The following is a 9,432-nucleotide window of genomic DNA, read 5'->3' on the forward strand; positions in this document are numbered from 1 at the left end:
GTTCAGGGCAGGCGCCAGTCGACCGGCTTCGCACCCAGCCCGTCGAGCAGCTGGTTGGCGCGGCTGAACGGGCGCGAGCCGAAGAACCCCCGCGAGGCCGACAACGGCGACGGATGAACGGATTCGACGACCGGCACGTCCCCGAGCATCGGCTTGAGGGTGGCGGCGTCACGGCCCCACAGGATCGCGACGAGCGGTCGTGGTGCGCCGGTGGGATCGGTCCGGTCGACGAGCGCCCGGATTGCCTGCTCGGTGACCTGCTCCCACCCCTTGCGGCGATGCGAAGCGGCCTGGCCGGGCTGCACGGTCAGCACCCTGTTCAGCAGCAACACACCCTGCTGCGCCCATGGCGTCAGGTCACCGTTGGCGGGCGTCGGGTACCCGAGATCGGCGCTGTACTCGGTGAAAATGTTGACGAGGCTGCGCGGCACCGGACGGACGCCCGGGGCAACCGAGAAGCTCAGTCCCACTGCATGACCGGGCGTCGGGTAGGGGTCCTGCCCGACGATGAGTACTCGGACGTCGTCGAGCGGCTGCCCGAACGCCCGCAGCACGTTCTCCCCCGCGGGCAGGTAGCCGCGACCCGCCTCCGACTCTGCGCGCAGGAACTCGCCCATCGCCGCGATCCGGTCGGCGACGGGCGCCAGCGCGGCCGCCCAGCCGGGGTCGACGAGCTCGGTCAGCGGACGCGGCGGCATCAGTCGAGCCTGCGCAGCGACTCGCGGTAGAACGCGGCGTTCGCGGCGTACGTCTTGACGTTCGTGTCGAGGTGCCCGACCGGCACCTCGTAGCCCTCGCGGATCTTCGCCGGGACGCCGAGCGCCATGCGCCGCTCGGGGACCTCGAACCTGAACGGGATCACCGCGCCGGCACCGACAATCGCGCCCGCGCCGACCCTCGACCCGTTCAGCACGACCGAACCGGACGCGATCAGGCAGTCGTTGCCGATCGTCGCCCCCTCGATGTGGGCGCTGTGCCCGACCACGCAACCCGACCCGATGACCGTCGGGTCGATCGGCGTGCAGTGGATGACGGTGCCGTCCTGGATGTTCGTGTTCGCACCGATGCTGATGGTCCCGTAGTCGCCGCGCAGAACGGCCTGCGGCCACACCGAGGCGCCTGCCGCGAGGGTCACCGCGCCGATGACCACCGCATCGGGGTGGACGTAGGCGTCCGGGTGGATGTCGGGCTCGCGATCACCGAGTGCATAGACAGTCATGGCTGCAACCTATCTAGTCGAAGCTCTGCCAGCCGCCGGCACCCGTCCACGACCGCCCGTCGACGGTCACCCCCGAGCCCTCGCGAACCGCGCCGATCCGGCGCCAGCCGTCCGGCAGGGCGGTATCGGCGGGGAAGGTCGCGGCCAGCGCGTGATCCTCGCCACCGGTGAGTACCCAGTGCAACGGGTCGGCGTCCAGCGCCGCGGCGGCGGCGACCAACTGCGGCGCGGGTCCGAGGCGGGCGGAGTCGAGGTCGACGGCCACCCCGGAGGCCGTGCACAGGTGACCGAGGTCGGCGACCAGTCCGTCCGAGACATCCGTCATGGCGGTGGCGCCGGCTCGGGCAGCGCCGAGCCCCGCACGGTAGGGAGGCATCGGAACTTGATGCGCGACAACCAGTTCCGGAAACCCTTCGGACTCCGCGAGCAGGGCCGCGAGCCCGGCCGCCGACCAGCCGAGTCGGCCCGCGACGGCCACCTGATCGCCCGGACGCGCACCGGACCGCAGCACCGCGTCCGCGCCACCCAGGTCTCCGAGCACCGTGATCGACACGACCACCTGCTCCGACTGCACCGTGTCGCCGCCGACCACGCCCGCACCCAGAGACTGCGCCTCGGCCCAGATGCCGTCCGTCAGTGCGTCGGTCAGTGCGACCGGCGTCTCCGGGGGGCACCCGAGCGACACCAGGAATGCGGTGGGCCAGGCGCCCATCGACACGATGTCCGCACCGTTCTGGGCCACCGCCTTGCGGCCCACCTGCTCCGGCGTCGACCAGTCGAACCGAAAGTGCCTGCCCTGCACCAACATGTCGGAGGACACCACGACCCGACCGTCGGCCGCCCGCACCACCGCGGCGTCGTCGCCTGGCCCGAGCAGGGTGGAGTCGGGCTGCCGCCGACCGGCGATCGCGCGCTCGATCACCGCGAACTCTCCGATGTCGGCGACCGTGCGTCCCGCGTCGGGATCGGTCGAACTGATGGCGCACCTCCGTCGAAAATGACCGCGGTACCCTTGAGAGCGGCCGGGGATCGACCCGGTCGAGCACGGAGCAAGCCAGGTCACCGCGACTCTACCGAGGTCGCGGGGGCACTGCGCTGGGAAGGGGCCCACCGGTGGTGCAGGCTTTCATCTTGATACAGACCGAGGTGGGCAAGGCGACGTTGATCGCCCAGCAGGTCGCGGCACTGCCCGACGTACTGAGCTCCGAGGACGTTCTCGGGCCCTACGACGTGGTCGCTCGCGTCGAGGCGGCCGACGCCGCCGGGCTGCCCGCGGTCGTCCGACGGATTCAGCAGGTCGCGGGCATCACCCGGACGCTGACATGCCAGGTGGCGGCGCACGCGTGACCGATACATCTCCCGCCCCCGGCCCCGAGTCCTCCCCCGAGTCCGACGTCACCGCACGCCGCAACCCCGGCCTGATCGCCGCGGCGGTCGCGCTGCCCGTCGCCCTGGTCGTCGGCGTCCTGGTCGCCGCCTTCATGGCCGGACGCAACCCCACCCTCGAACCCGTCGCACTCGGCTCCGTGCCCGCCCCTGCGTCGGGCTCCGCCGAGTGCACTGCACTGACCGGCGCACTACCCGACAAGCTCGGCGACTTTGCCCGCGCCGAACTGGTCGACCCGGCCCCCGAGTCCGCCGCGGCCTGGCAGTCGACGGACGCCAAGGAGATCGTGCTCCGCTGCGGCCTGGACCGGCCCACCGAGTTCAACGCGGCGAGCGCATTGCAGGTGGTCAACGGCGTGCAGTGGTTCGAGGTTCCCGGTGGCGAGGGTGTCGACGCCAGCACCTGGTTCGCCGTCGACCGCGGCGTCTACGTGGCGGTGACGATCCCGCACGGCCTCGGCCCGACGCCCCTGCAGGACGCCTCGGATGCGGTCGCGACAGCGATCACGCCGAAACCGCTCGACCCGGCGCCGGTGCCGAACCCCTGATCCACGGAGGGGGTCGGCGCCGGGCGAGGTCAGCGGAGGCCGGTGCCCCGCGCGAGTGCGGTGTCGACCAACGTCGAGACCAGGGTCCGGTAGTCGATCCCGGCCGCATCCCACATCCGCGGGAACATCGAGATCGACGTGAAGCCGGGCATGGTGTTGATCTCGTTGATCACCGGGCCGTTCTCGGTGACGAAGAAGTCCACCCGAGCCAGTCCCTGGCAGTCCAGAGCGGCGAACGCGCGGACCGCGATCGCCTGGATCTCCGCGCTCACGTCGTCCTCCAGCTTGGCCGGGACGTCGAACTCGCAGATGTCGTCGAGGTATTTGGTGTCGAAGTCGTAGAAGGCACCGTCGTCCTCCGCGAACTCGGGCATGCGAATCTCCGCCACGACGCTCGAACGCACTGCACCGTCGGGGAATTCGAGCACACCACACTCGACCTCCCGACCGTGGATCGCGGCCTCCACGATCACCTTCGGGTCGTGACTGCGCGCCTCCGCGATCGCAGCGTCGAGATCGTCCCAGGAGGTGACTCGACTGATGCCGATCGACGATCCACCGCGGGCCGGCTTGACGAACACCGGCAGCCCGAGTTCGGTGCGGTCGGCATCCGACAGGGTGGCGGTACCAGGTCGAAGCACCACCTGGGTGCCGACGGGCAGCCCCTCGGCCGCGAGGAGCTTCTTGGTGAACTCCTTGTCCATTCCCGCCGCGCTGGCGAGCACGCCGGGACCCACGTACGGCAGTCCCGCGAGCTCGAGCAGTCCCTGGATGGTGCCGTCCTCGCCGTAGGCGCCGTGCAGGACGGGAAAGACCACGTCGACCGACGCCAGGACTGCACCCGCCTCCTCGTTGCCGAGGGCGACCAGCGCGCCGGATCGCGTCGGGTCGGCCGTCAGCGTCAGGGCCGCTCCGCTCGCGTCCACCGAGGGCATCGAACGGCCGTCGATGGCCAGCGACGCCGGGTCTGCCGGACCGAGTACCCAGGCGCCGTCCGGGGTGATCCCGATCGGGACCACCTCGTATCGCTCCGGGTCGAGATTGCGCAGCACACTACCGGCAGAAACACAGGACACCGAGTGCTCACTGCTGCGGCCACCGAAGACCACAGCCACCCTCGTACGCGGATTGCTCACCTGCAAACAGTACCGTTCAACAGCGGGTGCGCCCTCATTCGGGTTTGATGCGCCTGCCGAGCAGCAGGCCTACCGCCTCCGGCACCGACAGTCCCTCGTGACACACCTTGTGCACGGCCTCGGTCAGCGGCATCTCCACGCCGCTGCGTTGCGCGAGAGCCCGGACCGAGGTACACGACTTCACGCCCTCGGCAACCTGACCCTTGGTCGCTGCCTGGGCACTGGCCAGCGTGCCACCCTGCGCGAGGTGTGTACCGAAGGTCCGGTTGCGGGACAGCGGGGAGGAGCAGGTGGCCACGAGGTCGCCGACGCCCGCCAGGCCGGCCAGGGTCGCCGGGTTCGCGCCGAGCGCCACCCCGAGCCGGATCATCTCCGCCAACCCCCTGGTGATGATCGAGGCGTTGGTGTTCTCGCCGAGGCCGAGGCCCGAGGCCATGCCGCAGGCTAGGGCGATGACGTTCTTGCAGGCCCCTCCGACCTCGCACCCCACCACGTCGGTGTTGGTGTATGGACGGAAATATCCTGTGGCACAAGATTTCTGAATCTCGATGGCCCGAGATTCGTCGGTGCACGCGACGACCGTCGCGGCGGGCTGGCCGGCCGCGATCTCGCGGGCCAGATTCGGCCCGGACAGCACCGCGACCCGGGACGGGTCGGCCCCGGTGACCTCGCTGATCACCTGGCTCATCCGCAGCAGGGTGCCACTCTCGATACCCTTGGCCAGCGACAACAGCGACGCGTCGGGTCCGATCGACGGCGTCCACGCCGCCAGGTTCTCGCGCAACGACTGCGACGGGACCGCGAGCACCACGATGTCGGCACCGTCGAGCGCCCGCTCCGGATCGCTGGTGGCCGCGAGCGTGGCCGGCAACTCGATTCCGTCGAGGTAGAACGGATTGACGTGATCGTTCGAGATCGCCTCCGCCACTTCGGTTCTACGCGCCCACAGCGTGACGTCGGTACCGGCGTCCGCCAGCACTTTCGCGAACGCAGTTCCCCACGAACCCGCTCCCAGTACCGCCGCTCTCCCCATGTAGCTCCTTCGCCCGCTCCGTCCGCAACTCTCCGCATTCTGTCAGTAATCGGCGACGAGGGGGCTGCGGCCGACCGACCGACTCCCCGGTGCTGGCAGGATTGACCCATGGACGTCGCGCACCCGCCACCGCCGATCGGGCGGGCGCACGTGCTCATCGCCGTGAAGGGGCTCGATCGAGCCAAGAGCAGGCTGGCGCCTCGCCTCGCGCCCACCGACCGGACCGCGCTGGTCCTGGCCATGCTGCGCGACACCCTGGCCGCCGCCCGCTCGACGCCCGGGGTCGGCGATGTCACGGTGATCACACCGGACCCGACGGTCGCCGCGGTCGCCGAAGCCGCCGGAGCCCGCTGGCACCGCGACCCGGACGAGCCCGGACCGGACCGGCTCAACGCCGCGCTCCGTGCGGCGGCGAGGACGGCCGCCCGCGACGCCGACGGTCCGATCGTCGCACTGCAGGCCGACCTGCCGTGCCTGTCCGGGACCGAACTGTCCGAGGCACTCGATCGAGCCCGGCCGCATCCACGCGCGATCGTGGTGGACCACCACGGCACAGGGACCTCGGCGCTGATCGTCGGCGACGCGCGCGCGGCGCTCGACCCGCGCTTCGGTGCAGGCTCGGCGCGGCGCCATCTCGACTCCGGCGCAACGGCATTGGCCGGGATCTGGCCCGGGTTGCGACTCGACGTGGACACCGCCGCCGATCTCGACGCCGCGGCGGCGCTGGGACCCGGACCCGCGACCGCCGAGACCCTGCGCCGAATCGGCTGGCGGGCCGAGTCCACGCGTCGAACAGAATTCATCTGACATCGAGGTTGTCGATTGTCGCCGGCCTCCGATCTGGGGGATGATCGACCGGTGAGCAACGGCGAAGGCGTGAGACAGGACATCGGAGCACAGGTGGCGACGAACGGGACGCGTGACGGCGACCGCGCCGCCGAGAACCACCTCCCGGTGATCCCGACGGCCCCGCCCGCGGCGACCCCGGTGGCCGTGGACGGTTCGGTGATCGCTCTGCCCGAGGACCGCTACCTCAACCGTGAACTCAGCTGGCTCGACTTCAACTCCCGAGTGCTCACGCTGGCCGAGGATCCCTCGCTCCCCCTGCTCGAACGCGCCAAGTTCCTGGCGATCTTCGCCTCGAACCTCGACGAGTTCTACATGGTGCGGGTCGCGGGTCTCAAGCGACGCGACGAGACCGGACTGTCCGTACGCTCCGCGGACGGGCTGACCCCGCGCGAGCAGCTGGCCCTGATCAACCGGCGCTCGCAGGAGATCGCCGAACGGCATGCGCGCACCTTCCTCGACAAGGTGCTCCCCGAGCTCGCCGCGGAGGGCATCTCGATCATCAAGTGGTCCGATCTCGACGCCGCCGACGAACGCCGACTGTCGGAGTACTTCATCGACCAGGTGTTCCCCGTGCTCACACCGCTGGCCGTCGATCCCGCGCACCCGTTCCCCTACATCAGCGGCCTGAGCCTGAACCTCGCGGTCACCGTGAAGGACTCGTCGAACGGCGGGGAGCACTTCGCGAGGGTCAAGGTTCCCGACAACGTCGATCGATTCGTCCGGGTCAACCGGGCCGACTCGCCGTCCGCGATCCCGGCGTTCCTCCCGATGGAGGCCCTGATCGCGGCGCACCTCGGCGTCCTGTTCCCCGGCATGGAGATCGTCGAGCACCACGCGTTCCGGATCACCCGCAACGCCGACTTCGAGGTCGAGGAGGACCGCGACGAGGACCTGCTGCAGGCTCTCGAACGCGAACTCGCGCGCCGCCGGTTCGGTTCGCCGGTCCGGCTCGAAGTCGCCGACGACATGACCGACCACATGCTCGAGCTGCTGCTGCGCGAGCTGGACGTGGACCCGGGCGACGTGATCCAGGTGCCCGGGCTGCTGGACCTCTCGTGCCTGTGGCAGGTCTACGGGGTAGACCGCCCCAACTTGAAGGACGCTCCGTTCGTGCCCGCCACCCACCCGGCCTTCGGTGAGCGCGAGACCCCCAAGAGCGTCTTCTCGACGTTGCGCGACGGGGACGTCCTCGTGCACCACCCGTACGACTCCTTCTCCACCAGCGTGCAGCGATTCATCGAGCAGGCCGCCGCGGATCCGCACGTGCTGGCGATCAAGCAGACGCTGTACCGGACCTCCGGCGACTCACCGATCGTCAACGCCCTCGTCGACGCCGCCGAGGCCGGCAAGCAGGTGGTCGCGCTGGTCGAGATCAAGGCACGCTTCGACGAGCAGGCGAACATCAAGTGGGCGCGCAAGCTCGAACAGGCAGGCGTGCACGTGGTGTACGGACTGGTCGGCCTCAAGACGCACTGCAAGACCTGCCTCGTGGTCCGCCGTGAGGGCTCGACGATCCGTCGCTACTGCCACATCGGGACCGGCAACTACAACCCGAAGACCGCGCGGCTCTACGAGGACGTCGGTCTGCTGACCTCCTCACCCGAGATCGGCGCCGACCTCACCGACCTGTTCAATTCGCTGACCGGGTATTCGCGAAAAGCCAAGTACCGCAACCTTCTGGTCGCCCCTCACGGAGTGCGTGCCGGCATCGTCGCGCGCATCCAGGCGGAGACCGAGGCCAAGCTCGCCGGCAGGCCCGCCGGGATCCGGCTCAAGGCCAACGCCCTCGTCGACGAGCAGGTGATCGACGCCCTCTACCGCGCCTCGCAGGCCGGGGTTCCCGTACAGGTTGTCGTCCGGGGCATCTGCGCACTCAAGCCCGGCGTCCCCGGACTGAGCGAGAACATCGAGGTGCGTTCGATTCTCGGCCGCTTCCTCGAGCACTCGCGCATCCTGCACTTCGTCGGCGCGAACGAGTTCTGGATCGGCAGCGCCGACATGATGCATCGCAATCTGGACCGGCGAGTCGAAGTCATGGCCCAGGTGAAGGATCCGCGGCTGACCCGTCAGCTCGGCGACATCTTCGACTCCGCACTCGATCCGACCACTCGGTGCTGGGTGCTGCAGTCCGACGGCAGCTGGGCGGCCTCCCCCGCCCGGGGCGAGCAGGTACGCGAGCACCAGCAGGAATTGATGCGCAGCCGCCGCGGCGGAGCGTAGGCCCTTCTCCCGATCGCAGGAAGGCAGCTTGTGACCTCGAAGTCGGATCGCCCGATCAAGGCCAACATCTTTGCGGCGGGGGCAGTCCTGTGGCGCAAATCTCCGACGAATCCGTACGAGATCGAGATCGCCCTGATCCATCGTCCGAAGTACGACGACTGGTCCTTTCCGAAGGGCAAGCTCGACCCCGGTGAGACTCCGGTGGTGGCAGCACTGCGCGAGGTGCAGGAGGAGACCGGTCTCGAGGTGCAGCTCGGCAGGCACGTCACGCGGGTGTCGTACGAGGTGCCGGGCCACCGCAAGCGCAAGCGGGTCGACTACTGGGCGGCCGAGGCCAGGGGCGGGGAGTTCGTGCCCAACAACGAGGTCGACGTGCTGCGCTGGCTCGCACCAGACGACGTGTTCGGCGCGCTGTCCTACTCGGTGGACCACAAGGTCCTGCGCCGCTTCCTCAAGGTGCCCGTCGACACCACCACCGTGCTGATGGTTCGGCACGCGAAGGCGGGCCGCAGCGAACGGTACTCCGGCGACGACACTGTCCGGCCGCTCGACAAGAACGGCAGGATGCAGGCCGCCGCGCTGAGTGCGCTGCTACAGGCATTCGGGGCGACCGAGATTCACGCCGCGGATCGGACCAGATGCATCCAGACGGTCGAACCGCTCGCACAGGCTATCGAGGTCGACATCACCGTCGAGCCGACGCTCTCCGAGGAGGCCTATTCGAAGGATCCTGCGGCCGCGCAGGCGGTGATCCGAAAGATCGCCGCACGCGGCGGCGTTCAGGTCATCTGCAGCCAGGGCCTGGTGATCCCGCCGCTGCTGCAGTGGTGGGCCGAGCGCGACGGAGTCGAACTCCCGGCGGCACGCAACCGGAAGGGCAGCACCTGGGTGCTGTCGTTGTCGGGCGGCAAACTTGTCGCCGCCAACCACATCGACAGCGCGCTACCGGACGCCTGAGGCCGGCGGGCTCACCAGGCAGCGGGCCTGCCAGGCGAACGAACAGGGGCGGCGACGGGAAATCCCCGGGCGGCGCTGCGCATC

10 protein-coding genes are annotated in these 9,432 nt (G+C 69.8%); 5 read left to right on the forward strand and 5 right to left on the reverse strand.

The genetic code is table 11. The annotated features are described in order from the left end of the window. Window positions 1-2: 2 nt before the first annotated feature. Genes ACFXGJ_RS22790 through ACFXGJ_RS22800 form a run of 3 tightly spaced genes read right to left on the reverse strand, consistent with a single transcriptional unit; the run spans window position 3 to window position 2,198 of the window. Complete coding sequence (locus ACFXGJ_RS22790; RefSeq protein ID WP_378625208.1) at window positions 3-698, reverse strand: uracil-DNA glycosylase; 696 nt, start codon at window positions 696-698, stop codon at window positions 3-5. Further along, entirely contained in the window at window positions 698-1,219 is a 522-nt protein-coding gene (locus ACFXGJ_RS22795; protein ID WP_378625211.1) for a gamma carbonic anhydrase family protein, read from the reverse strand. The genes ACFXGJ_RS22790 and ACFXGJ_RS22795 overlap by 1 nt, the downstream gene beginning before the upstream one ends. A gap of 13 nt (window positions 1,220-1,232) precedes the next feature. After that, window positions 1,233-2,198, reverse strand: a complete 966-nt coding sequence (locus ACFXGJ_RS22800) for a thiamine-phosphate kinase (RefSeq protein WP_378625231.1) — start codon at window positions 2,196-2,198, stop codon at window positions 1,233-1,235. 134 nt (window positions 2,199-2,332) lie between these two features. On the opposite strand from ACFXGJ_RS22800, the gene ACFXGJ_RS22805 reads away from it, so the two are divergent. Continuing rightward, window positions 2,333-2,566, forward strand: a complete 234-nt coding sequence (locus ACFXGJ_RS22805) for an Lrp/AsnC ligand binding domain-containing protein (protein WP_378625214.1) — start codon at window positions 2,333-2,335, stop codon at window positions 2,564-2,566. Continuing rightward, complete coding sequence (locus ACFXGJ_RS22810) at window positions 2,542-3,153, forward strand: DUF3515 domain-containing protein (RefSeq protein WP_378625217.1); 612 nt, start codon at window positions 2,542-2,544, stop codon at window positions 3,151-3,153. Before ACFXGJ_RS22805 ends, ACFXGJ_RS22810 begins: the two co-directional genes overlap by 25 nt. 29 nt (window positions 3,154-3,182) lie before the next feature. On the opposite strand, the gene ACFXGJ_RS22815 is transcribed toward ACFXGJ_RS22810, so the two are convergent. Further along, window positions 3,183-4,289, reverse strand: a complete 1,107-nt coding sequence (locus tag ACFXGJ_RS22815; protein WP_378625219.1) for a D-alanine--D-alanine ligase family protein — start codon at window positions 4,287-4,289, stop codon at window positions 3,183-3,185. Between the two features lie 34 nt (window positions 4,290-4,323). Beyond that, complete coding sequence (locus ACFXGJ_RS22820; protein ID WP_378625221.1) at window positions 4,324-5,322, reverse strand: NAD(P)H-dependent glycerol-3-phosphate dehydrogenase; 999 nt, start codon at window positions 5,320-5,322, stop codon at window positions 4,324-4,326. A 108-nt stretch (window positions 5,323-5,430) separates the two neighbouring features. On the opposite strand from ACFXGJ_RS22820, the gene cofC reads away from it, so the two are divergent. From cofC to ACFXGJ_RS22835, 3 genes are all read left to right on the forward strand, one after another. After that, entirely contained in the window at window positions 5,431-6,129 is a 699-nt protein-coding gene (cofC, locus tag ACFXGJ_RS22825; protein WP_378625225.1) for a 2-phospho-L-lactate guanylyltransferase, read from the forward strand. A 93-nt stretch (window positions 6,130-6,222) separates the two neighbouring features. Continuing rightward, window positions 6,223-8,391 (forward strand): RNA degradosome polyphosphate kinase, encoded by a 2,169-nt coding sequence (locus tag ACFXGJ_RS22830; protein WP_378625234.1) that lies wholly within the window; start codon window positions 6,223-6,225, stop codon window positions 8,389-8,391. Window positions 8,392-8,421: 30 nt separating this feature from the next. Beyond that, window positions 8,422-9,348: an NUDIX domain-containing protein gene (locus ACFXGJ_RS22835; protein ID WP_378625228.1), complete on the forward strand. Its 927-nt coding sequence runs from the start codon at window positions 8,422-8,424 to the stop codon at window positions 9,346-9,348. The last annotated feature ends 84 nt before the right edge of the window (window positions 9,349-9,432 follow it).

This window comes from Rhodococcus sp. NPDC059234 (assembly GCF_042754225.1).
In the GTDB taxonomy this organism is placed as follows: domain Bacteria; phylum Actinomycetota; class Actinomycetes; order Mycobacteriales; family Mycobacteriaceae; genus Rhodococcus_G.

Excerpts from the sequence above, each read along its gene's own strand:
- ACFXGJ_RS22790 (WP_378625208.1), bottom strand. The coding sequence starts at position 698 with ATGCCGCCGCGTCCGCTGACCGAGCTCGTCGACCCCGGCTGGGCGGCC.
- ACFXGJ_RS22795 (WP_378625211.1), bottom strand. The coding sequence starts at position 1,219 with ATGACTGTCTATGCACTCGGTGATCGCGAGCCCGACATCCACCCGGAC.
- cofC (WP_378625225.1), top strand. The coding sequence starts at position 5,431 with ATGGACGTCGCGCACCCGCCACCGCCGATCGGGCGGGCGCACGTGCTC.
- ACFXGJ_RS22810 (WP_378625217.1), top strand. The coding sequence starts at position 2,542 with ATGCCAGGTGGCGGCGCACGCGTGACCGATACATCTCCCGCCCCCGGC.
- ACFXGJ_RS22820 (WP_378625221.1), bottom strand. The coding sequence starts at position 5,322 with ATGGGGAGAGCGGCGGTACTGGGAGCGGGTTCGTGGGGAACTGCGTTC.